The 21,470-nt window shown below is 42.1% G+C and carries 26 protein-coding genes; 25 read left to right on the top strand and 1 reads right to left on the bottom strand.

The features are described from left to right. Positions 1–7 precede the first annotated feature (7 nt). The 21 genes from prfA to QSJ46_RS02885 all read left to right on the top strand — a co-directional run bounded on the left by prfA (position 8) and on the right by QSJ46_RS02885 (position 16,959). Entirely contained in the window at positions 8–1,075 is a 1,068-nt protein-coding gene (gene prfA, locus QSJ46_RS02985; RefSeq protein WP_047202555.1) for a peptide chain release factor 1, read from the top strand. After that, positions 1,065–1,949 carry a peptide chain release factor N(5)-glutamine methyltransferase gene (gene prmC, locus QSJ46_RS02980; RefSeq protein ID WP_064498792.1) on the top strand — a complete coding sequence of 295 codons (885 nt, stop codon included), beginning with the start codon at positions 1,065–1,067 and terminating at the stop codon, positions 1,947–1,949. The genes prfA and prmC overlap by 11 nt, the downstream gene beginning before the upstream one ends. A gap of 141 nt (positions 1,950–2,090) precedes the next feature. Next, on the top strand, positions 2,091–2,570 hold the full coding sequence (locus QSJ46_RS02975) for a hypothetical protein (protein WP_024423739.1): 480 nt from the start codon (positions 2,091–2,093) through the stop codon (positions 2,568–2,570). 123 nt (positions 2,571–2,693) lie between these two features. Further along, on the top strand, positions 2,694–3,347 hold the full coding sequence (gene spoIIR, locus QSJ46_RS02970) for a stage II sporulation protein R (protein WP_285604382.1): 654 nt from the start codon (positions 2,694–2,696) through the stop codon (positions 3,345–3,347). Positions 3,348–3,411: 64 nt separating this feature from the next. Beyond that, the gene (locus QSJ46_RS02965; protein ID WP_041087844.1) at positions 3,412–3,855 is read left to right on the top strand and encodes a GNAT family N-acetyltransferase; all 444 of its coding nucleotides are present in this window, start codon (positions 3,412–3,414) and stop codon (positions 3,853–3,855) included. A gap of 161 nt (positions 3,856–4,016) precedes the next feature. Then, entirely contained in the window at positions 4,017–5,069 is a 1,053-nt protein-coding gene (locus QSJ46_RS02960; protein WP_285604256.1) for an L-threonylcarbamoyladenylate synthase, read from the top strand. Positions 5,070–5,129: 60 nt separating this feature from the next. Beyond that, the gene (locus QSJ46_RS02955) at positions 5,130–5,684 is read left to right on the top strand and encodes a manganese efflux pump MntP (protein WP_039182117.1); all 555 of its coding nucleotides are present in this window, start codon (positions 5,130–5,132) and stop codon (positions 5,682–5,684) included. A 63-nt stretch (positions 5,685–5,747) separates the two neighbouring features. Next, positions 5,748–6,206 (top strand): low molecular weight protein arginine phosphatase, encoded by a 459-nt coding sequence (locus QSJ46_RS02950; RefSeq protein WP_047202551.1) that lies wholly within the window; start codon positions 5,748–5,750, stop codon positions 6,204–6,206. Between the two features lie 133 nt (positions 6,207–6,339). Continuing rightward, the gene (gene rpiB, locus QSJ46_RS02945) at positions 6,340–6,789 is read left to right on the top strand and encodes a ribose 5-phosphate isomerase B (RefSeq protein ID WP_003214714.1); all 450 of its coding nucleotides are present in this window, start codon (positions 6,340–6,342) and stop codon (positions 6,787–6,789) included. 12 nt (positions 6,790–6,801) lie between these two features. Continuing rightward, complete coding sequence (locus QSJ46_RS02940) at positions 6,802–7,341, top strand: TIGR01440 family protein (RefSeq protein WP_285604255.1); 540 nt, start codon at positions 6,802–6,804, stop codon at positions 7,339–7,341. A gap of 177 nt (positions 7,342–7,518) precedes the next feature. Next, positions 7,519–8,766, top strand: coding sequence for a serine hydroxymethyltransferase (gene glyA / locus QSJ46_RS02935; RefSeq protein ID WP_034281450.1), 1,248 nt, complete (start codon positions 7,519–7,521; stop codon positions 8,764–8,766). 147 nt (positions 8,767–8,913) lie between these two features. Then, positions 8,914–9,543, top strand: a complete 630-nt coding sequence (upp, locus tag QSJ46_RS02930) for a uracil phosphoribosyltransferase (protein WP_003214553.1) — start codon at positions 8,914–8,916, stop codon at positions 9,541–9,543. Between the two features lie 498 nt (positions 9,544–10,041). Further along, positions 10,042–10,425 (top strand): ATP synthase subunit I, encoded by a 384-nt coding sequence (locus QSJ46_RS02925; protein ID WP_024423731.1) that lies wholly within the window; start codon positions 10,042–10,044, stop codon positions 10,423–10,425. 7 nt (positions 10,426–10,432) lie between these two features. Then, positions 10,433–11,167 carry a F0F1 ATP synthase subunit A gene (gene atpB, locus QSJ46_RS02920; RefSeq protein WP_039182108.1) on the top strand — a complete coding sequence of 245 codons (735 nt, stop codon included), beginning with the start codon at positions 10,433–10,435 and terminating at the stop codon, positions 11,165–11,167. Between the two features lie 49 nt (positions 11,168–11,216). Then, the gene (gene atpE, locus QSJ46_RS02915) at positions 11,217–11,429 is read left to right on the top strand and encodes a F0F1 ATP synthase subunit C (protein ID WP_003214968.1); all 213 of its coding nucleotides are present in this window, start codon (positions 11,217–11,219) and stop codon (positions 11,427–11,429) included. Between the two features lie 120 nt (positions 11,430–11,549). Then, the gene (gene atpF, locus QSJ46_RS02910) at positions 11,550–12,071 is read left to right on the top strand and encodes a F0F1 ATP synthase subunit B (protein ID WP_034281220.1); all 522 of its coding nucleotides are present in this window, start codon (positions 11,550–11,552) and stop codon (positions 12,069–12,071) included. Next, positions 12,068–12,613 carry a F0F1 ATP synthase subunit delta gene (locus tag QSJ46_RS02905; protein ID WP_024426340.1) on the top strand — a complete coding sequence of 182 codons (546 nt, stop codon included), beginning with the start codon at positions 12,068–12,070 and terminating at the stop codon, positions 12,611–12,613. The genes atpF and QSJ46_RS02905 overlap by 4 nt, the downstream gene beginning before the upstream one ends. Positions 12,614–12,629: 16 nt before the next feature. After that, on the top strand, positions 12,630–14,138 hold the full coding sequence (gene atpA / locus QSJ46_RS02900) for a F0F1 ATP synthase subunit alpha (RefSeq protein WP_039182105.1): 1,509 nt from the start codon (positions 12,630–12,632) through the stop codon (positions 14,136–14,138). An 88-nt stretch (positions 14,139–14,226) separates the two neighbouring features. Then, positions 14,227–15,093, top strand: coding sequence for a F0F1 ATP synthase subunit gamma (locus tag QSJ46_RS02895; RefSeq protein ID WP_024423727.1), 867 nt, complete (start codon positions 14,227–14,229; stop codon positions 15,091–15,093). 24 nt (positions 15,094–15,117) lie between these two features. Further along, entirely contained in the window at positions 15,118–16,539 is a 1,422-nt protein-coding gene (gene atpD / locus QSJ46_RS02890) for a F0F1 ATP synthase subunit beta (protein WP_008354929.1), read from the top strand. Positions 16,540–16,563: 24 nt separating this feature from the next. Beyond that, entirely contained in the window at positions 16,564–16,959 is a 396-nt protein-coding gene (locus tag QSJ46_RS02885; RefSeq protein WP_003214592.1) for a F0F1 ATP synthase subunit epsilon, read from the top strand. Between the two features lie 42 nt (positions 16,960–17,001). On the opposite strand, the gene QSJ46_RS02880 is transcribed toward QSJ46_RS02885, so the two are convergent. After that, the gene (locus QSJ46_RS02880) at positions 17,002–17,478 is read right to left on the bottom strand and encodes a hypothetical protein (protein ID WP_107163163.1); all 477 of its coding nucleotides are present in this window, start codon (positions 17,476–17,478) and stop codon (positions 17,002–17,004) included. A gap of 170 nt (positions 17,479–17,648) precedes the next feature. Here QSJ46_RS02880 and QSJ46_RS02875 point away from each other — a divergent pair, with 170 nt between their 5' ends. From QSJ46_RS02875 to spoIID, 4 genes are all read left to right on the top strand, one after another. Further along, positions 17,649–17,879: a DUF1146 family protein gene (locus tag QSJ46_RS02875; protein WP_024423724.1), complete on the top strand. Its 231-nt coding sequence runs from the start codon at positions 17,649–17,651 to the stop codon at positions 17,877–17,879. 129 nt (positions 17,880–18,008) lie between these two features. Continuing rightward, a complete protein-coding gene (locus QSJ46_RS02870) occupies positions 18,009–18,743 on the top strand; it encodes a YwmB family TATA-box binding protein (protein WP_047202548.1) in 735 nt (244 codons plus the stop codon). Between the two features lie 32 nt (positions 18,744–18,775). Further along, a complete protein-coding gene (murA, locus tag QSJ46_RS02865) occupies positions 18,776–20,083 on the top strand; it encodes a UDP-N-acetylglucosamine 1-carboxyvinyltransferase (RefSeq protein WP_024423722.1) in 1,308 nt (435 codons plus the stop codon). A 254-nt stretch (positions 20,084–20,337) separates the two neighbouring features. Beyond that, on the top strand, positions 20,338–21,363 hold the full coding sequence (gene spoIID / locus QSJ46_RS02860; RefSeq protein ID WP_041087858.1) for a stage II sporulation protein D: 1,026 nt from the start codon (positions 20,338–20,340) through the stop codon (positions 21,361–21,363). Positions 21,364–21,470: the final 107 nt, after the last annotated feature.

Genomic DNA, 21,470 nt, shown 5'->3' with positions numbered 1-21,470 from the left:
GAAGACCATGTTAGACCGTTTAAAATCAATTGAAGAACGTTATGAAAAACTAAATGAATATTTAAGTGACCCTGAAGTGGTGAACGACACTACGAAGCTTCGTGAATATTCGAAAGAACAATCCGATATTCAAGAAACTGTTGAGGTATATAGACAATATCGTGCGGCATATGACCAGCTGAAAGATGCGAAAGCAATGCTGGAAGAGAAGCTAGATGCCGAGATGCGCGACATGGTCAAAGAAGAAATTTCAGAGCTCACTGAGGAAACGGAACGTTTAGAAGACGAGCTGAAAATCTTGTTGATTCCGAAAGATCCAAATGACAACAAGAACGTTATTGTGGAGGTTCGTGGTGCAGCAGGCGGAGAAGAGGCTGCTCTTTTTGCAGGTAACCTTTACCGTATGTATAGCCGTTATGCTGAAATGCAAGGCTGGAAAACAGAAGTCATGGAAGCAAGTGTCACTGGCACAGGCGGTTATAAAGAAATCATCTTTATGATCAGCGGGAAAGGCGCTTACTCCAAACTAAAGTTTGAAAACGGCGCACACCGCGTACAGCGTGTTCCAGAAACGGAATCAGGCGGACGGATTCATACATCAACTGCGACAGTCGCGGTATTACCTGAGGCTGAAGAAGTTGAAATTGATATCCATGAAAAAGACATCCGTGTCGATACTTTCACATCAAGCGGACCTGGCGGACAGAGTGTAAACACGACAATGTCTGCTGTTCGATTAACTCACCTTCCAACAGGAGTCGTTGTATCCTGTCAGGATGAGAAATCACAAATTAAAAACAAAGAAAAAGCCATGAAAGTACTGCGTGCAAGAGTTTATGATAAATTCCAGCGTGAAGCACAGGCTGAATATGATCAAACGCGTAAATCTGCGGTTGGAACAGGGGATCGTTCAGAGCGTATCCGTACGTACAACTTCCCGCAAAACCGTGTAACAGACCACCGCATCGGATTGACGATTCAAAAGCTTGATCAAATTTTAGAAGGAAAACTTGACGAGGTCATTGATGCATTAATTATGGAAGACCAAGCAAGAAAGCTTCAAGATGCAAAATAATCAGCGAACAATCTTTGAAGCCCTTAAATGGGCTTCTTCTTTGTTAACGGAAGCCGGCAGAGACCAAAATGCAGCAGAACTCCTGTTGATGCATGTGCTCGGCTGGAGCAGAAGTGAGCTTCTTGCACGTTTTCATGATGCGCTGCCTGAGGAGCAAGATCAACTGTTCAGCAAATTTGTGACGCAGCATAAGGCGGGTGTTCCTGTTCAGCATTTAACGGGTGTTGAATTCTTTTACGGACGTCCTTTCGAGGTGAACAAGCATGTTCTCATTCCTCGTCCTGAAACGGAAGAAGTTGTTCTGGCGGCGCTCAATTTGGTAGGTGACGTTTTCCCGCCCGATCAGCCGCTCAAAGCAGTTGACGTTGGCACAGGAAGCGGAGCCATTGCAATTACGCTCGCTCTTGAAAAAAAATCACTATCTGTCACAGCGACTGATATCTCACAAGAAGCGCTTGCGGTAGCAAAACGGAATCAACAAGCGCTCGGTGCAGACGTTCATTTTTTACATGGAGATTTACTTGAACCGGTTATAGCTCAAGGCATCAAAGTAGATGTATTTATTTCCAATCCACCTTATATTGCGGCGGAAGAAATGGACAGTCTGTCTGAGGTTGTGACGAAGCATGAGCCGGTGAATGCGCTGACGGACGGACGTGATGGCTTGTGGTTTTATAAACGTCTTGTTCGTGATCTTCACAGCGTGCTGAGTGAACAGGCAGTTGTTGTCTTTGAAATTGGACATACGCAAGGTCAAGATGTCACAGCGCTTCTTGTGCAGGCTTTCCCTAAAGCGCATGTCTACACCGTCAAAGATATTAATGGAAAAGATCGAGCTGTTTGCGCACACATTCAAAACGGAAAGTCCGGCTGAATATAGCCGGACTATTTTATTATGTAAAGATGAAACTTATGGTAAAAGAGAAACGTATATATAGAAGAATGAACATTCTGATCATGATTTTTTACATAAATTTGTTTTGAAGGAGCGAATGGTGTGAACAAAAGGTATGCGATGGTGTTGGTCATCGTCAGTGTACTATTGATTGTGAGTGCTTGTGGTAAACCGAGCTTTAAAAAAGAGGCAGCAGCATTTGGAGAAAGCTATAAAAAAGCACAATACACAGTGAATCGAACGGATGACCTATCTGATATGAAAGAGAAGCTGAAGGTTTATTTAACCGAACATGAATATCAAGAATATACACAAGACAGCATGTTCCCGAGCATATTAGAAGCGGCGAAGGATCAAGATTGTCAAATTAAACTGAAGAAAATTATGTTTACGCCTTCAGATGAAAGCGATGACAGAATTGAATTTAACTATGAAATGGTGATCCAATTTATCGATCAAAAAGGAAAAGTCAAAAAAGAAATCGAGAAAAAAGGGGCCATGACTGTTATTAAAACAGAATCTGGTTTAAAAATCAGCCGAGATTGGGATGGGAGACTGTACCCTTCTGACTACCAATCCTCACTCAAAAGTCGTTCTTAAAGAGAACGGCTTTTTTGTTTTGACTCATAATCTATTAAAAAAATCATATTGACTGTTTATGAAATGAGTTTTCTGGACACAATGTTTGTAGCGAAGAGAAAAAGTGGGGGGGAACACACAATGTTGAAAAGTAAAACGATGATTTGTCTTTATATGTTTCTATTATTATGCGGTGCTTTTGCAAACCTTGGCAGAGAGGAGACGGCGGCTGCTTCTGCAAATCAGCCTGTTGTCATACCAGATGAAGCGATTCGATTACGCATTTTAGCAAATAGTGATCGTTCAGCGGATCAGGATGTGAAAAGAAGTATTCGTGACGAGGTCAATGCGAATATGACAGAGTGGGTCAAAGACCTCACATCCATTGAAGAAGCAAGACGTGTCATTCGATCAAAGCTGCCAGAAATCAATCGTATCGCCAAAGCGAAATTGAAGGAACAGCATATTGATCAATCTGTATCGGTCAGTTTTCAAAAAGCTTCATTTCCAACAAAGCTCTATGGAAATTTCGTCTATCCTGCCGGAAAATATGAAGCCATTTTAATTACGCTTGGAGAAGGGGGCGGAGCCAACTGGTGGTGTGTGTTATTCCCGCCGCTCTGCTTTATCGATTTTTCAAACGGAGAAGCCATTGCCTCACCAGAAGGGGATGATGATAAACAAGTGACAGTGCAGCAAACGAAAGAGTCTGTCAATGAAGTGGTGAAAGAAGAGGAAGAAGAGACAGGTGAAGTGAAGTTCTTTTTGTTCGAATGGGTCTCTAGTCTTTTCTCTTAAAAAAGGTATAAATCGGTTTTTGCCTCATAGAGTTGAAGTAAGAGATCAAAAAAGAGGTGAAAGCATGTATTATCAATTAAGAATAGCCACAGAGGAAGATGTCCCGGCGATCAATGCTTTTCTTGAAAAGGGACAAGCAAAAGGCGGAGTAACGCTTGCAGAGCGAACGACATTTGTCGTGATGGAAGATGCGGATGGTCAGCTGGCAGGCTGCTTAGGTCTTGAACAGCTCAATGAACAAGAGGGATTGCTGCGGTCTCTTGTCATATCAGATAAGCTCGGTCAGGGGCACATTGTCTCCTTGTTCCAAAGCGTTCAAACGCTCGGAGAAAAAATAGGTGTGGATACTTTTTATGTCGTTGCAAACCATTCCTCTTCCCATGATTTTTTGGCATTAATGGGCTTTACGCCTTTAGAAGAAATCCCAGAAAGCATATGGAGCTCTGCACATGCAAAAGAGACATTGGGGAAAGAACAGGCTGTGGTCCTGCAAAAAAAAGGCAGTTAATCACAAAATGATGGACTTATACACATACTTATCCACTATAAAACAAGCGTTATCCACAAATTGTGGACAACGCTTGTTTTATTGATCATCATCTTTTATACTTTCAAAAGGATAATTGAGATATATCAACAGTTTTATCTTTTTTAAAAGGAGTTTGTATGATGTTAAATACAAAAAGGTGGTCTGTGGATTTAGAAAAGGATTTATCCACATACTATCCACAAATTAAACAGGCGGCCGATCTGCTGCAGCAAAATGAAGTGGTTGCTTTCCCGACAGAGACCGTTTACGGACTCGGGGCAAATGCGAAAGAGACAGAAGCCGTGATGAAAATTTATGAAGCGAAAGGGCGTCCGAGTGATAATCCGTTGATTGTTCACATTGCGGAAGTTCAGCAGCTTCACGAATTTGCACAAATAGAAAGCGAAAAAGCGAAGGCGCTGATGGATGCCTTTTGGCCGGGCGCCTTAACCATCGTTCTTCCGTGTAAGCCAGGTACTTTATCCAAGCAGGTTACAGCAGGTTTATCCACAGTAGGTGTGAGAATGCCTGACCATCCCATTGCGCTTGAGCTCATCCGAGTAGCTGGTCTGCCAATTGCTGCACCAAGTGCGAACCGTTCAGGGAAACCTTCACCAACACAAGCTGACCATGTAGCGAGTGACCTCGAAGGAAGAATCGCTGGAATTGTGGATGGCGGTTCAACTGGAATTGGCGTTGAGTCAACGGTTGTATCCTGTGTCGGTGAGACCCTAGTGATTTTAAGACCGGGCGGAATTACAAAAGAAGCATTAGAAGAGGTCGTGGGGACGGTGAGTGTGGATCCAGGGCTGACAAAAAAGGACGAGGTGCCTGTATCGCCAGGTATGAAATACACACACTATGCACCTGAAGCCCAAATGTATATCTTTCATGGAAGTGATGAAGACATGCAGCGGCACATTCAGAGATACAAAGCTGAAGGTCTAAAAGTCGGAGTACTGACAACAGAAGAAAAGAAATCGTTGTTTGCGGCAGATGTTGTGTACAGTTGTGGATGGAGAGAAAAACCTGAAACGGTTGCTGCAAACCTCTATCATGTACTGAGACAATTTGATGAAACGGATGTAGACTTGATTATTTCAGAAGCCTTTTCAGAGCAGGGAGTTGGTTCTGCCATCATGAACCGCCTGCAAAAAGCCGCAGGAGGGCGTACACTCCCTTCGTTCCAATAGTTCTAACCTTTCTTGGACAAACATAGGTTAAAGGAGAATGTGTGTCCAAGGGGGATTTACATGAACGAACTAGCTGGCGAATTGCTGACGCTCAGCATCATGGCTTTTGCACTTGGAATGGATGCTTTTTCGGTTGGACTTGGTATGGGGATGATTCAGCTGAGATTCCGCCAAATCATTTATATTGGACTGGTTATTGGGATATTTCATATGTTTATGCCGCTTTTTGGTATGCTGACAGGTCAGCTCTTATCCGGATGGCTCGGTCTTCTTGCCACCTATATTGGCGGGGCGCTGCTTTTGGTGCTGGGACTGCAAATGATCGTTGCTTCTATCCGCAAAGAGGATAAGCCCTTTATCGCACCTGTTGGGACTGGTCTCGTTCTTTTTGCTACAAGTGTTAGCCTAGACAGCTTCTCTGTTGGTTTAAGCCTCGGGATTTACGGTTCCCAGGTGTGGATGACTATATTATTGTTTGGTTTTTTTAGTATGCTTCTCACATGGCTCGGATTATTGCTCGGTAAACAGGTTCGGTCATGGGTTGGTTCATATAGCGGCGCGCTTGGCGGAATCATTTTACTAGCCTTTGGTATCAAATTATTATTTCCGCTCTAGCCAGTCTCCTTACATAACATGTAGAATGAAATGCTATATAATAGAAGAAAAGGAGGGCGAAAGATGAAAATCTTATTTGTTTGTACGGGAAATACATGCAGAAGTCCAATGGCTCAAGCCCTTTTTGCTTCAATTGCCGATGAAAAAGGTTTAGAGGTCACTGTAAAATCAGCAGGGATTTTTGCCACCGATGAAGGGAAGGCGTCTCCTCAAGCGATCGAAGCATTATTTGAGAAAAGCATTCCCCTGAATCACTCATCATCAAAATTGACAGAGGAGCTTCTGCGCGAAGCTCATTACGTCTTCACGATGACTATGCAGCATAAACAGTTGATTACTGAGCAATATACGCATGCAAAAGGCAAGGTCTTCACTTTAAAGGAATTTGCGACAGGAACAGAAGGCGATGTATCCGACCCGTTTGGCGGAAGTCTTTCTGTTTATCAGGAAACTCGTGATGAACTTGAAGCCTTACTGTATCAGCTCGCTGAGAAATTGAAAAAAGATCATCATCATAGATAACCTGTAAAACCGTTGCGTCAACGGTTTTTCTGCTTTTGTTTGCAAATCACTAGGCAGAGGTTAAAATATAACTGTAAATAAAGAATGAATGTAAGATATAACAGATCAACTCACCCTTAGGAGGAATTGCCCGATGAAAGTAGCCATTGCATCCGATCACGGCGGAACGAATATTCGTGAAGAAATCAAACAACTGATGGATGAATTGAAGATTGAATACATTGATATGGGTTGTGAATGCGGATCAGGTTCTGTAGACTACCCGGATTATGCATTCCCTGTAGCCAATATGGTGGCAAACGGAGAAGTCGACCGCGGCATTTTAATTTGCGGGACAGGCATCGGCATGAGCATCTCGGCAAATAAAGTAAAAGGAATTCGCTGTGCATTAGCACATGATACATTTAGTGCAAAAGCAACTAGAGAACACAATGATACGAACGTTCTTGCAATGGGAGAGCGAGTGATTGGACCAGGATTAGCACGTGAGATTGCGCACATTTGGCTGACAACAGAGTTTACAGCAGGACGCCATGCTGTGCGGATTGGCAAAATTGCTGATTACGAAGAAAAGCACCTATAAGGAGCGCTTAATATGAACATTGGTCAAGATTGGCTTGAAATGTTAAAAGAGTTTCATCAAACAGTTGAATTGCGTGCCGGGCAAATCTTAGTCATTGGCTGCAGTACGTCAGAAGTGGCTGGTGAGCATATTGGTACTGCAGGGAGTGAGCAAATTGCTGCGTCCATCTATCAAGAATTGGATCAGTTAAGACGAGAGACCGGCATTGAGCTCGCCTTTCAATGCTGTGAGCATCTAAATCGTGCCATAGTTGTTGAAGAAGAAATGGCTTACCGTTTTAACTTGGAGATTGTAGCTGCAGTACCTGTCCGTAAAGCGGGTGGTTCGATGGCAGCTCACGCGTATCAGCAAATGGAACATCCTGTATTAGTCGAATCCATTGAGGCGCATGCTGGAATTGATATCGGTGATACGTTAATTGGGATGCACCTAAAGAGAGTCGCTGTACCTGTCCGTCTCAGTCGTCATCAATTAGGACATGCACATGTGACTTTTGCGAAAACACGTCCGAAGCTGATTGGCGGAGAAAGAGCGGTTTATACAAGATCATAGCTTCGATATATTTCTAATATAATGTTGAATGATGAAGACGCTTTACCACTTGAATATTCGGGTTTTCATAAAAAAGAAGTCGATTTTCCAAAAAAAACTTTTACATTTTACTCAAAAACCGTGTACAATGAGATGGTGAAAACATCGAATGGAAATAGATTGGAGAGGATTTCGCTGATGAAACATTTACCTGAGCAAGACGCACAAGTATTCAAAGCAATTCAACTAGAGCGGAAACGCCAGCAGGACAAAATCGAATTAATTGCATCAGAAAACTTCGTAAGCGAAGCAGTCATGGAAGCACAGGGCTCTGTATTAACAAACAAATACGCTGAGGGCTATCCTGGTAAACGCTACTATGGCGGCTGTGAACATGTAGACGTTGTGGAAGATATCGCACGTGATCGCGCAAAAGAAATTTTTGGCGCTGAGTATGTGAACGTACAGCCTCACTCAGGTGCTCAAGCGAACATGGCCGTATACTTTACTATTCTTGAGCATGGCGATACAGTGCTGGGCATGAACTTATCACATGGCGGGCATTTAACACACGGAAGCCCTGTAAACTTTAGTGGTGTACAGTACAACTTTGTAGAATATGGTGTAGATAAAGAAACTCAGCATATCGACTATCAAGATGTACTTGAAAAAGCACGTGAACATAAGCCGAAACTAATCGTTGCGGGTGCAAGTGCATACCCACGTCAAATTGATTTCAAAAAGTTCCGTGAGATTGCTGATGAAGTCGGTGCTTACTTTATGGTCGACATGGCTCACATTGCTGGTCTTGTTGCAGCAGGCCTTCATCCAAATCCAGTTCCTTACGCAGATTTTGTGACAACGACAACTCACAAAACATTACGCGGACCTCGCGGCGGAATGATTCTTTGCCGTGAAGAGTTTGGTAAAAAGATCGACAAATCGATCTTCCCTGGTATTCAAGGTGGACCACTCATGCATGTCATCTCTGCAAAAGCTGTTTCTTTCGGTGAAGTATTGAACGGAGATTTCAAAACATATGCACAAAACGTCATTGATAATGCAAAACAACTAGCTGAAACTCTTTTATCTGAAGATATTCAGCTTGTATCTGGCGGAACAGATAACCATCTTGTTCTCATCGACTTGCGTTCTCTTGGCATCACAGGAAAAATTGCAGAAAACGTTCTTGATGAAATCGGTATTACGGTGAACAAAAATGCAATTCCTTATGATCCAGAAAAACCATTTGTCACAAGTGGTGTACGTGTAGGGACAGCAGCAGTAACAAGCCGCGGTTTCGATCAAGAAGCGATGAAAGAAGTCGGTTCCATTATTGCACTTGCGCTAAAACATCATGAAGATGAAGCGAAATTAGAAGAGGCGAAAAAGCGTGTATCTGATCTTACGGCCCGTTTCCCTCTATATAACGAATTAGATTATTAAAAAACAGACCCATTTGCCTATTTTTGGCATGTGGGTTTTTTTTGTAGGATTTGCGAATCATATTGAAAGATGATGTCTTTTTATGTAGAATTGTAGGAAGTGTGCAAAGTTCACCGGAAGATGACAGAAAAGGAGTTGTAGCAAGCTATGGCAAAGGTTTATGTATTTGATCACCCGCTTATTCAGCACAAACTTACATATATTCGTGACGTTCATACAGGAACTAAAGAATTTAGAGAGCTAGTGGATGAAGTCGCAACATTAATGGCATTTGAAATCACAAGAGATTTACCGCTTGAAGAGGTAGATGTAGAAACACCTGTACAAGTAGCGAAATCAAACGTGATCTCAGGTAAAAAACTCGGTGTTGTGCCAATTTTAAGAGCAGGTCTTGGAATGGTAGACGGGATTTTGAAACTCATTCCAGCTGCTAAAGTGGGACATGTTGGTTTATACCGCGATCCGAAAACATTAAAGCCTGTTGAATATTATGTGAAGCTTCCATCTGATGTGGAAGAGCGTGAATTTATCGTAGTAGATCCAATGCTTGCAACTGGCGGCTCAGCAGTCGAAGCGTTAAACAGCTTGAAAAAACGCGGTGCGAAAAACATTCGTTTCATGTGTCTGATTGCTGCCCCTGAAGGTGTAGAAGAAATGCAAAAGCATCATCCAGATGTTGATATCTACATTGCAGCATTAGATGAGAAACTAAACGAAAAAGGTTACATCATCCCAGGTCTTGGTGATGCTGGTGACCGTATGTATGGAACGAAATAAGAAAGTCTTAATAAAAGCCCACATGCAAAACGTGCATGTGGGCTTTTTGAAATATATGACAAACGGTTGATACCGTTCTTAGAAAAATCATTGTATACTGAACATTGGCTGTTTTTTTCAATGAATGTCACATCTCTCCTAAAGTTTGATGAAATTGTGAACATTTTGTGTGCTCTATCACTATAGAAAAGTTTTTTAACTTTCAACCGATTGACACATCATAGACGCTATTGTATGCTAAACGAGGGTATTATGGTAAGGTTTTCATAGCCTATAGCACTCTACTAATCCTCATTGTGAACCCTTTAATAATCAGGGTTTGTATCAACGAATGAAGCAGCATCCCATAGATCTAAAGATTTCAAGTCTGATTGTGTAATTAGACCGATGGGTGATTGATTTTTTTCGAATAGGACGGCTTATCATAAGCGTCTTCTACGCAGTTTTCATCACCATTTATCACCTTTTTTACAATACTTTTCATCGGGAGTCAGATGAATGAACGATCCAAACGCGATTTTCCGCAGACAGAGTAAATACATGTTCTATCTATTGGCAATTTTTGTGTTTGGCTATGCCATGCCTGGTTTTAAACCACTGTTTCTTGGTTTCATTATCGGCACAATTTTTGCTTTCTTTAATTTATTCCTACTTATACGGAGAATGCACGCTTTTGATCGAGCGGTTAAAAAAGGAAAATCCATTCGTTCAATGGGAAGTACAGCCAGGTGGGCCAACGCGATTCTCGCAGTAGCGATTGCTTGGCGTTACCCTAATGAAGTTCATCTGGCAGGTGTTGTTATAGGATTAATGACAATATATCCTGTCATTATGATAGATTCCTTCATTCAACTTAAACGTTCTACTATGGAAGAGAGGTGAATACTCTTTGGGTCACAGTTCAAAAACTACAGAATTTTTAGGGTTAACGTTCAACTTATCCAATGTTCTCATGATTACGATTGCTAGTATCATCGTTCTTCTCATAGCGGTGCTGACTACTCGTGTTCTGTCTATTCGTCCGACTAAGGCGCAGAACTTCATGGAATGGATCGTTGATTTTGTTCGAAATATCATAGGTAGTTCGATGGACATGAAAACAGGAGCCCCATTTCTAGCGCTTGGCGTTACATTACTCATGTACATATTTGTTTCAAACATGCTTGGACTGCCATTCTCGATTACGGTCGATCACAACTTGTGGTGGAAATCACCAACTGCTGATCCTGCAATCACAATGACACTAGCAATTATGGTCATGGGACTTACACACTTCTACGGTGTCAAGGCAAAAGGAGTCAAGGAATATACGAAAGACTACTTTAGACCAATTCCGCTTTTAGTACCATTGAAACTTATTGAAGAATTTGCAAACACGCTAACACTTGGTTTGCGTCTTTACGGAAATATTTTCGCTGGAGAGATTCTTCTTGGTTTACTTGCAGGACTTGCGACCAATTTCTACTCGCAAAACATTGCGCTTGGTATCGTTGGTACATTAGGTGCTATCGTGCCAATGATTGTATGGCAGGCATTCAGTTTGTTTGTCGGAACAATCCAGGCATTTATCTTCACCATGCTGACAATGGTGTACATTTCCCATAAAGTCAGCGACGAACACTAAAAAAATTGAGAGTCCAAAAAGGACGTTATTTTAAAGGAGGAGCTTTTTAATGAATTTAATAGCAGCAGCAATTGCAATCGGTTTAGGAGCACTAGGAGCAGGTATTGGTAACGGTCTAATCGTATCTAAAACAGTTGAAGGAATCGCTCGTCAGCCAGAAGCTGGTAGAGAACTAAGAACACTTATGTTCATCGGGGTCGCTTTAGTTGAGGCACTTCCAATTATCGCTGTCGTTATCGCATTCTTGGCATTCTTTGGTTAATATGTGAGAAGCGTTCTAATATGAATTTTAATGGCGAAGATCAGATTAGTTCGAAACTTCGCCATTCCTTTATGTTTTGTTTCTTAACATATTATTTAAAGAAGGGAGTTGCCGTACTAAATGTCTCAGTTACCAGTGGTTTTAGGAGCAGGGGGCTTAAGCTTCAACGCCGGTGATATGTTATTCCAGCTTATCGCTATGCTCATTTTGCTTGCACTTTTAAAGAAATTTGCGCTTAAACCTTTATTAGGTATTATGAAGCAGCGTGAAGATTATATAGGAAATGAAATTTCAAGTGCTGAAGAAAAGCACGTTCAAGCTGAAAAGCTTCTTGAAGAACAACGTGTCTTATTGAAAGAAGCACGCGAAGAATCACATACACTCATCGAAAATGCGAAAAAGATTGGTGAGAAACAAAAAGAAGAGATCATTCAAGCAGCACGTCAAGAATCAGAGCGCTTGAAAGAGTCTGCTAGAACTGAAATCGTGAAAGAAAAAGAACAAGCTGTGGCTGCACTGCGTGAGCAGGTTGCATCACTATCTGTGCTGATTGCATCTAAAGTGATTGAAAAAGAACTTGATGAGCAGGCACAAGAGAAATTGATTCAAGAGTACCTTAAAGAGGCAGGCGAAAGCCGATGAGCGTAACTATTGTCTCTAAGCGTTACGCTTCTGCTCTTTTTGACATCGTTCTTGCTTCTTCGGCAGTAGACGAAACTGAAAAAGAGCTGAATGAGATCAAAAAAGTTCTAAAGGCTGATCAAGAACTCAATGACTTCCTTGTTCATCCAAAGATTACGGCAGACAAAAAGAAACAGTTGATTGCTGAAGCTTTCAAAGGTGTTTCTACTTATGTGTTGCACACAATGTATTTACTGATTGACCGCGGACGCACAAATATTTTCTCTGAAATGACGTCTGAGTTTGTGAAACTTGCAAACCGCACGAAACAAATAGACGATGCGGTCGTGTATTCAGTGAAACCGCTGAGCGGTGCTGAAATTCAATCTTTATCTGAAGTATTTGCCAAAAAAGCCGGAGTCACATCACTGCGTGTTGAAAATGTGATTGACAAGGATCTAATAGGCGGAGTGAAAATCCGTATCGGAAACCGCATTTATGACGGCAGTGTCAGCGGAAAGCTTTCCCGCATTGAACGTCAGCTTGCAGGCGAAAATCGTTAGAAGGGGTGAAACCTTAGTGAGTATCAAAGCTGAAGAGATTAGCGCGCTGATAAAGCAGCAAATCCAAAACTATCAATCAGAAATTGAAGTAAAAGATGTCGGTACAGTCATTCAAGTAGGGGACGGTATCGCGCGTGTACATGGCCTTGACAACATTATGGCAGGAGAGCTGGTTGAGTTCTCTAACGGTGTAATGGGTATGGCTCAAAACCTTGAGGAGTCTAACGTAGGTATCGTTATTTTAGGACCTTACAAAGATATCCGCGAAGGTGACGACGTAAAACGTACAGGTCGTATCATGGAGGTTCCAGTAGGTGAAGAGTTAATCGGACGTATTGTGAACCCGCTTGGTCAGCCTGTTGATGGACTAGGTCCAATCTTAACAAGCAAAACACGTCCAATCGAAAGTGAAGCACCTGGCGTTATGGATCGTAAATCTGTACATGAGCCGCTTCAAACAGGAATTAAAGCAATTGATGCCTTGATTCCAATCGGCCGCGGACAGCGTGAATTGATCATTGGTGACCGTCAAACAGGTAAAACATCTGTTGCAATCGATACAATTCTAAACCAAAAAGATCAAGACATGATCTGTATCTATGTAGCGATCGGACAAAAAGAATCAACGGTTCGTGGTGTTGTTGAAACACTTCGTAAGCATGGTGCGCTTGACTACACAATCGTTGTCACAGCTTCTGCATCACAGCCAGCTCCACTTCTTTACCTTGCTCCTTATGCAGGTGTAACGATGGGTGAGGAATTCATGTATAACGGCAAGCATGTGCTTGTTGTGTATGATGACCTTTCTAAACAAGCGGCAGCTTACCGTGAGCTTTCATTATTGCTTCGTCGTCCTCCAGGTCGTGAAGCATTCCCTGGTGATGTTTTCTATCTTCACTCTCGTTTATTAGAGCGTGCAGCGAAGCTTAGTGATGAAAAGGGTGGCGGTTCTATCACAGCATTGCCTTTCGTAGAAACGCAAGCTGGTGATATCTCTGCATATATCCCAACAAACGTTATTTCCATCACAGATGGACAGATCTTCTTACAATCTGACCTCTTCTTCTCAGGCGTACGTCCAGCGGTAAACGCAGGATTGTCTGTATCTCGTGTAGGTGGTTCTGCACAAATCAAAGCGATGAAAAAGGTAGCAGGTACACTTCGTCTGGATCTTGCTTCTTATCGTGAGCTTGAAGCTTTCGCTCAGTTTGGATCTGATCTAGACCAAGCGACTCAAGCGAAATTAAACCGTGGTGCAAGAACTGTTGAAGTCTTAAAACAAGACTTGAACAAACCGCTTAAAGTTGAAAAACAAGTAGCGATTCTTTACGCACTAACAAGAGGATACTTAGACGATGTTGCCATTGCTGATGTTAAACGTTTTGAAGCTGAGTTATTCATGTACATTGAAGAAAACCATAAAGGCTTGTTTGACACAATCTCTCAAACAGGAAATATGCCTGCTGATGAAGAGTGGAAGACAGCAATCGAAGGCTTTAAACGTACGTTTGCACCAAGCAACTAATTAGTAATCTTTCCGAGAGAAAAAGATTCTCTTTTTCTCTCTTTTCACGTAAATGAACACGGATTCCTGAAAAAAGGTGGTGAAATCTTTGGCCTCATTACGCGATATAAAGTCAAGGATCACGTCAACGAAAAAATCGAGTCAGATCACAAAAGCGATGCAAATGGTATCAGCTGCGAAACTGAATCGTGCTGAAAACAATGCGAAGTCTTTTGTTCCATACATGGAGAAAATCCAGGAAGTGGTTGCTGCAATCGCAACTGGAACAAGTGCTAAGCACCCAATGCTTCTTTCAAGACCTGTCAAGAAAACAGGGTATCTCGTCATTACATCTGATCGAGGGCTTGCAGGACCTTTTAACAGCTCGATTTTGCGTGCCGCTTACCAAACCATTCAATCTCGTCATCAATCCGCAGATGAATATGCGGTGATTGTCATTGGTAAAATCGGACGCGACTTCTTCAAAAAGCGTGGTATTCCAGTTATTTCTGAAGTAACAGGGCTTGGAGACGAAGTAGCGTTTGCTGATATTAAAGAATTAGCAAGCAGTACAGTTCAAATGTTCTCTGATGAAGCGTTTGACGAACTTTACATGTTCTACAACCACTTTGTCAGTGCGATTTCACAAGAAGTAACAGAGAAGAAATTATTGCCGCTAACGGACCTTTCGGCCGCAGCGACACCAAATAAACGTTCCGCATCTTATGAGTTTGAGCCTTCTGAAGAAGAAATTCTTGAAGTTCTCCTTCCTCAATATGCAGAGAGTTTGATTTTCGGTGCGCTTCTTGACAGCAAAGCAAGTGAACATGCTGCAAGAATGACAGCAATGAAGAGTGCAACAGACAACGCAAAAGAATTGATCGACAGCCTGACACTCTCTTACAACCGTGCTCGTCAAGCAGCGATTACACAAGAGATTACAGAAATTGTCGGCGGAGCAGCTGCCTTAGAATAGAAATAATTGTCAGGAGGGAATGCAATGAAAACAGGACGCATCAGTCAGATCATGGGACCAGTCGTAGACGTTCGTTTTGAAGACGGTCACTTGCCTGAGATTTATAATGCGATCAAAGTTTCGCATAAAGCGGAAAGCGAAAGTGAAGTTGATATCGACTTAACTTTAGAAGTAGCACTACATTTAGGTGATGATACAGTGAGAACCATCGCGATGGCATCAACAGATGGTGTGAAGCGCGGTATGGAAGCTGTAGACCTTGGAAAACCAATTTCAGTACCAGTTGGTAACGTAACACTTGGACGTGTATTCAACGTACTGGGAGATAACATTGACTTAGATGAGCCACTTGGTGTGGAAGCTCAAAGAGATCCAATCCACAGACAAGCGCCTTCTTTTGATCAACTTTCTACAGAAGTTGAAATTCTTGAAACAGGTATCAAAGTTGTTGACCTGCTTGCTCCTTACATCAAAGGTGGAAAGATCGGTCTATTCGGTGGAGCCGGTGTAGGTAAAACCGTTCTGATTCAAGAATTGATCAACAACATTGCACAAGAACACGGCGGTATTTCTGTATTCGCTGGTGTTGGAGAGCGTACACGTGAAGGAAACGACCTTTACTACGAAATGAAAGATTCTGGCGTTATCGAAAAAACAGCCATGGTCTTCGGCCAAATGAACGAGCCGCCGGGTGCACGTATGCGTGTTGCCTTAACTGGTTTGACAATGGCAGAGCATTTCCGTGATGAACAAGGTCAAGACGTATTATTCTTCATCGATAACATCTATCGTTTTACACAAGCAGGTTCTGAAGTATCAGCCCTTCTTGGACGTATGCCTTCAGCGGTAGGTTATCAGCCGACACTTGCAACAGAAATGGGTCAGCTGCAAGAGCGTATCACGTCTACAAACGTAGGATCTGTTACATCGATTCAAGCGATCTATGTACCTGCGGATGACTATACGGATCCAGCTCCAGCAACTACGTTCGCTCACCTTGATGCAACGACAAACCTTGAGCGTAAACTGACTGAAATGGGTATTTACCCAGCGGTTGATCCTCTTGCTTCAACATCTCGTGCACTTGCACCTGAGATCGTTGGCGAAGAGCATTATGCGATTGCGCGTGAAGTGCAGCAAACATTGCAGCGTTATAAAGAGCTGCAAGATATTATTGCCATTTTAGGTATGGATGAATTATCTGAGGACGATAAGCTTGTGGTACACAGAGCGCGTCGTGTTCAATTCTTCCTATCTCAAAACTTCCACGTAGCAGAGCAGTTCACTGGCCAAAAGGGTTCTTATGTGCCATTGAAAGAAACTGTTAAAGGCTTCAAGGAAATCTTATCTGGTAAATACGATCACCTTCCAGAAGATGCATTCCGCTTAGTTGGACGCATTGAAGAAGTGGTTGAAAAAGCCAAAGAGATGGGTGTAGAGGCCTAATCTGGTCCTTAGGAGGGTAAAAGCATGAAGACCGTTCAAGTCAATATCGTTACTCCCGACGGCCCAGTGTATCAAGCGGATGTGGAAATGGTCAGTGTAAGAGCAGAAAGCGGTGAGCTTGGTATTTTAGCTGGCCACGTTCCAATGGTTGCTCCGCTAAAAATCGGTGCAGTTCGCTTAAAACATAGTGGATCAACTGAATTGGTTGCAGTAAGTGGCGGATTTGTTGAAGTCCGCCCTGAACAAGTAACGATTCTTGCTCAGGCCGCTGAAACATCAGACAAAGTTGATGTTGATCGCGCTAAATCAGCGAAACAGCGTGCTGAAGAGCATTTGAACCACCCGAATGAAAGTGATGTACGCCGGGCGGAACTCGCATTAAAACGGGCGTTAAACCGTTTAAATGTAGCAGGGAAATAAAACAGAAAATCCTTCTTATCACAGTGATAAGAAGGATTTTTTTTAGGATGACATGAGAGATTGATACATCGACACATAAGGATGAGATGCTTGCTTTTCTAGATATAACTGCTCGCAAAATTGCGTACTACTATGCCATGTTTTATTGTTTCTGCGTAAGCCAAGCGTATATTGGTGCGAAGAGTCCATATAAGGCCGCACTACCCAGTCAGCATCTGAATGATGACGGATGACAACCTCTCCTAAATACACACTCATCATCGCTTCTAATGCATCTATTGGCATTTTCCACTCAGCGAAAAGCTGCTTGGTCAATGCATCAAAGTATAGTGATTCTAACTGATACAGGCTTTCCTCAGAGTAATCCAAAGAAATGTTATGAAAATGACACAATTGTGCTAATTCTTCTAGCTGTGTCTGTCTATAATCAAAGTAGAAAGCAATGGCCTCCCATTCATGATCAAATGAGGGAACCAATTCTCCGTACAAATCAACAAAGTCAGGAAAAGAATCTTTCAATGTGTTCAGCTCCTTCCACACGCAGTATATCATCTCCTTGGCATCAGGATAAGAGGGGATTCACACTAAATGTAGCTCTTTTTTCCAAATGATTCATCTTTCCGATTTTCGAGGATATAATGAAAGGGAGTTTTCCTTTACAGAAATAAATAAAAGGAGGATTCAACTGTATGGAAGACGTAGGACAACAAGCAATCGTGGGCATTGTGATTCACCTATTTTTTATCGCGGTTACATGGTGGGCACTGCTTGCTGTAAATATTGATCCACTCATTAAAAAAGGGAAAATCGTTCAAGCAAGGCTGCTGATGATGCTCATTACTATTGCCATCGCATCTGCGGTCAGCAATTTCTTCCTTGATTACTTAAATTTCTCCAGACAAATTCCTTATATGTTCTAACATAAAAGGTTTGGTCACGGCCTTCTGCGGGAACATAAAATGAAGGGTCAAAAGGCTCGCCTTTTGTTGACTTTTCCACGTATGCATTGACCTCCTTGCGGCAACACTTGTAGCAAGGGGGAATGACAGGTGAGAAAGTATTTGAAAGGTTGGCCATTATTTGCGTTTATTCTTTTTTTTGTTCTAATGATTCAAGGTGTTCGTGCGGAAGAATCTTCTCCGCTCACTCAAATAGCAGAAGGTTTGAAAAATCAGCAAATTGAAGTCGATGGATGGACCCTTCATGCCAAAACAAATGTAGATATTTCATCCGAACAATTTTCAAAAAAAGTGAAACGTTTGAAAGACGAACTACGACAGTATGAGTGGACCGAAAAAAAAGAACAACATGTCACCAAAGTCACAGGAATTTACAAAGATGAAAAAAATGATACAGAATCGAAAATTTTACTCGTAAAGACCGACACAAAATCAAATCAAAAGTCGTATTTATTATATGAGCAAAAAGGTGCTCGCCCACTGAATACCTGGGAGCATACATATGATCAGTTCGTACGTCATGCAAAAAGCATATTACAAGAGAAAATTGTAATTTTTACTTGTCTCGATGGTCATGTAAATGGTATGATGGATGTTGTTTTGCAAAAAAAAGCTGAAACGTTAGCAAATGAATTTCAAGCAAAACCAGTTGAGTATCTCGTTGAGTCTAATTTTGTGTCGCTTTCCGCTTACACAGATAAGTGGGAACAGTTCATTATGACTTCAAATGATAAAATGAATGTTCAAATTGCCATCAGAAGTTCGGAAATGAACGAAAATCATACGATTACGGTTGGCACACCAATCGTAACGACTGAATATTAATATAGAGAATTTGGGACGCGGAGGGGAAGACCTTGGAAAAAATCATCGTCCGCGGCGGTCAAAAGTTAAACGGCACAGTTAAAGTAGAAGGCGCAAAAAATGCCGTTTTACCAGTTATCGCTGCATCTTTGTTAGCAAGTACAGAAAAAAGCGTAATTTGTGATGTACCTACGCTCTCCGATGTATATACAATCAATGAAGTGTTACGTCATTTAGGAGCAGAAGTACATTTTGAAAATAACGAAGTATCAGTTGATGCATCTCATGCACTAGAAACTGAGGCTCCGTTTGAGTATGTCCGTAAAATGAGAGCATCCGTGCTTGTCATGGGACCACTTTTAGCAAGAACAGGTCATGCAAGAGTTGCATTACCTGGAGGCTGTGCAATTGGTTCAAGACCAATTGATCAGCATTTAAAAGGCTTTGAAGCAATGGGAGCTAAAATTCAAGTAGGTAATGGTTTCATCGAGGCTGAAGTAAAAGGCCGTTTAAAAGGTGCAAAAATCTATTTGGATTTCCCAAGTGTAGGGGCAACTGAAAACATCATCATGGCAGCAGCATTAGCGGAAGGAACAACAATTTTAGAAAACGTAGCAAAAGAACCTGAAATTGTTGATTTAGCAAACTACATCAATGCCATGGGCGGTAAGGTTCGCGGTGCTGGTACTGGTACAATCAAAATCGAAGGTGTGGAAACACTTCACGGTGCAAAACACAACATCATCCCTGACAGAATTGAAGCAGGTACTTTCATGGTGGCAGCAGCCATTACAGAAGGAAATGTTCTTGTAAAAGGCGCAGTGCCAGAGCACATGACATCACTTGTTGCAAAAATGGAAGAAATGGGTATTCAGATCATTGAAGAAGAAGAAGGTTTAAGAGTCATTGGACCATCTGAGCTCAAGCCAATCGATCTAAAAACAATGCCGCATCCTGGGTTCCCAACGGATATGCAATCTCAGATGATGGCGCTATTGCTTCGTGCGAACGGAACAAGCATGATCACAGAAACGGTGTTTGAAAACCGCTTTATGCATGCTGAAGAATTCCGCCGCATGAATGGCGATATTAAAATTGAGGGTCGCTCTGTCATTATCAATGGGCCGGTTCAACTTCAAGGTGCTGAAGTGGCAGCGACTGATTTAAGAGCAGGAGCAGCACTTGTACTTGCTGGATTAGTGGCAGAAGGTCATACACGTGTCACAGAGTTGAAGCATATTGACCGTGGTTATGTGAACTTCCACCAAAAGCTTGCAGCAATCGGTGCAGATATTGAAAGAGTAAACGATGAATCAGCAGATGTGACACAAGAACAAGTTGTATCAGATCTGAACGCGTAATCATAAAGAAATCAGTGTGTCCATTGGGCATGCTGATTTTTTTAGATTCATAGAATGCCTCATTTCACAAAGCTTATCATTAGTGTATCCAACCATCTTAAATTTTATTCATACAGACGAACAGTAAAATCCATTTGAAGAACAGCCTCATACCTTCATAAAAGACTTGTCCACTAAATGAAAGAAGCTGTCATATTAGCTTGTCCCTGCCCATAGGATAAAAGAGATTCAATGACAAATGGGGGCAGCCAAATATGAAACCAATGATATGGACAATCGCAGGAATATGCATCATCATTTTAATGATTCCAACATTACTTGTGTTGCCGACATTCCAAGGGAAGCCGGCGGCCAGCCAGCACGTAGCAGCGGAACCATCAGTTAAAAAAGAAGTGAAGGGTTCAGTCAAATTGAAGCAATCACCCGTCGCTATCCCCGTCTATCGCTCTGCTCATCAGCAGGTAGAAAACATCCCCTTAGAAGAGTATGTGATCGGTGTCGTAGCATCTGAAATGCCAGCTGATTTTGAAATGGAAGCACTCAAGGCACAAGCGCTCGCAGCAAGAACGTATATCGTCAGACAAATGATCAGTGATAAGACCGTCAAATCACCTAAGGGCTCGCTCGTAGATGATACCCAAATGTTCCAGGTGTACAAAAACAAACAAGAACTCAAGAAAATTTGGGGGAAAGCGTACAATTGGAAATTAAAAAAGGTCACGGAAGCTGTCGCCAGCACACAAGGAAAAGTGCTGACTTATGACGAGAAACCAATTGATGCTTCATTCTTTTCAACAAGTAATGGAAAAACGGAAAATGCTGAAGCCTATTGGAAAAACGAAATCCCTTATTTGAAAAGTGTCTCAAGTAAATGGGACGAAAAATCGCCAAAATTTCAAAACAAGAAAACCATCTCGGTAAGTGAATTTCAGCAAAAATTAGGTGTGACGCTCACTCAGCAGGCCCAGGTCGGACAGATAGTAGAACGGACACCAGGAAACCAAGTAGCGAAAGCCGTGATCAACGGTAAAACACTGTCAGGCCGAGACATTCGAGAATCACTAGGCCTTCATTCAGCGGACTTCACATGGGAACGCCAGGGCCAGCAGATTGTCATTACAACAAAAGGATATGGTCATGGTGTAGGCATGAGTCAATATGGTGCGCATTATATGGCGCAGGCTGGAAAAAAAGTAGATGCCATCGTGAAACATTATTATAAAGGAATTCAAATCGAATCAGCCGATCGTTTTCTCAACACGTATATGGCTAAAAAATAAAGCAAAGGTGCCTCAGAAATGGGGCATTTTTTTTGTGTGGTCAAAGAGGTTTGAACAGAATGTGACAAATTGCGACTTAAGACGCACCGAAGGAAAACTTAAACATT

The organism is Bacillus sp. YKCMOAS1, from assembly GCF_030268125.1.
Classification (GTDB): Bacteria; Bacillota; Bacilli; order Bacillales; family Bacillaceae; genus Bacillus; species Bacillus safensis.
The sequence above is the reverse complement of the archived record's forward strand: the minus strand, read 5'-3'. Positions and strand labels throughout refer to the sequence as shown.

What these genes read in the sequence shown, in the direction of transcription:
- prfA (WP_047202555.1), top strand. Translation starts at nt 8, where the DNA reads ATGTTAGACCGTTTAAAATCAATTGAAGAACGTTATGAAAAACTAAAT.
- prmC (WP_064498792.1), top strand. Translation starts at nt 1,065, where the DNA reads ATGCAAAATAATCAGCGAACAATCTTTGAAGCCCTTAAATGGGCTTCT.
- QSJ46_RS02975 (WP_024423739.1), top strand. Translation starts at nt 2,091, where the DNA reads ATGGTGTTGGTCATCGTCAGTGTACTATTGATTGTGAGTGCTTGTGGT.
- QSJ46_RS02965 (WP_041087844.1), top strand. Translation starts at nt 3,412, where the DNA reads ATGTATTATCAATTAAGAATAGCCACAGAGGAAGATGTCCCGGCGATC.
- QSJ46_RS02960 (WP_285604256.1), top strand. Translation starts at nt 4,017, where the DNA reads ATGTTAAATACAAAAAGGTGGTCTGTGGATTTAGAAAAGGATTTATCC.
- QSJ46_RS02955 (WP_039182117.1), top strand. Translation starts at nt 5,130, where the DNA reads ATGAACGAACTAGCTGGCGAATTGCTGACGCTCAGCATCATGGCTTTT.
- QSJ46_RS02950 (WP_047202551.1), top strand. Translation starts at nt 5,748, where the DNA reads ATGAAAATCTTATTTGTTTGTACGGGAAATACATGCAGAAGTCCAATG.
- rpiB (WP_003214714.1), top strand. Translation starts at nt 6,340, where the DNA reads ATGAAAGTAGCCATTGCATCCGATCACGGCGGAACGAATATTCGTGAA.
- QSJ46_RS02940 (WP_285604255.1), top strand. Translation starts at nt 6,802, where the DNA reads ATGAACATTGGTCAAGATTGGCTTGAAATGTTAAAAGAGTTTCATCAA.
- glyA (WP_034281450.1), top strand. Translation starts at nt 7,519, where the DNA reads ATGAAACATTTACCTGAGCAAGACGCACAAGTATTCAAAGCAATTCAA.
- upp (WP_003214553.1), top strand. Translation starts at nt 8,914, where the DNA reads ATGGCAAAGGTTTATGTATTTGATCACCCGCTTATTCAGCACAAACTT.
- QSJ46_RS02925 (WP_024423731.1), top strand. Translation starts at nt 10,042, where the DNA reads ATGAACGATCCAAACGCGATTTTCCGCAGACAGAGTAAATACATGTTC.
- atpE (WP_003214968.1), top strand. Translation starts at nt 11,217, where the DNA reads ATGAATTTAATAGCAGCAGCAATTGCAATCGGTTTAGGAGCACTAGGA.
- atpF (WP_034281220.1), top strand. Translation starts at nt 11,550, where the DNA reads ATGTCTCAGTTACCAGTGGTTTTAGGAGCAGGGGGCTTAAGCTTCAAC.
- QSJ46_RS02905 (WP_024426340.1), top strand. Translation starts at nt 12,068, where the DNA reads ATGAGCGTAACTATTGTCTCTAAGCGTTACGCTTCTGCTCTTTTTGAC.
- atpD (WP_008354929.1), top strand. Translation starts at nt 15,118, where the DNA reads ATGAAAACAGGACGCATCAGTCAGATCATGGGACCAGTCGTAGACGTT.
- QSJ46_RS02885 (WP_003214592.1), top strand. Translation starts at nt 16,564, where the DNA reads ATGAAGACCGTTCAAGTCAATATCGTTACTCCCGACGGCCCAGTGTAT.
- QSJ46_RS02875 (WP_024423724.1), top strand. Translation starts at nt 17,649, where the DNA reads ATGGAAGACGTAGGACAACAAGCAATCGTGGGCATTGTGATTCACCTA.
- spoIID (WP_041087858.1), top strand. Translation starts at nt 20,338, where the DNA reads ATGAAACCAATGATATGGACAATCGCAGGAATATGCATCATCATTTTA.